Genomic DNA, 244 nt, shown 5'->3' with positions numbered 1-244 from the left:
AAGGCGTGTTCGAGGGTGGTTTTGCGTATGCCGTGGTAGCGGGCGTGGCGGGTGTCGGTGGTTTTGACGGATTGGGCGATGGTGGCTTCGATGCCGGCGCGGTGGGCGTAGGTGGCTTGCCATTGTTTGGTGGTTTGTTGGGTGCGGGCGTTGTCGAGGGCTTGTTGGATGGGTTGAGGGCGGATGGTGAGGTAGCGGCGGCTGGCGGTGGTGCAGCGGGTTTTGGCGGGGCAGGGGCGGCAGA

The 244-nt window shown here is 65.2% G+C and carries 1 protein-coding gene; it reads right to left on the bottom strand.

The features are described 5' to 3' along the window. Nucleotides 1–244: transposase (locus LPA41_RS41585; RefSeq protein ID WP_229077044.1), on the bottom strand; the 244-nt coding region annotated here is incomplete at both ends.

Source organism: Actinoplanes sp. DH11, from assembly GCF_020873875.1.
Classification (GTDB): Bacteria; Actinomycetota; Actinomycetes; order Mycobacteriales; family Micromonosporaceae; genus Actinoplanes.
The sequence above is the reverse complement of the archived record's forward strand: the minus strand, read 5'-3'. Positions and strand labels throughout refer to the sequence as shown.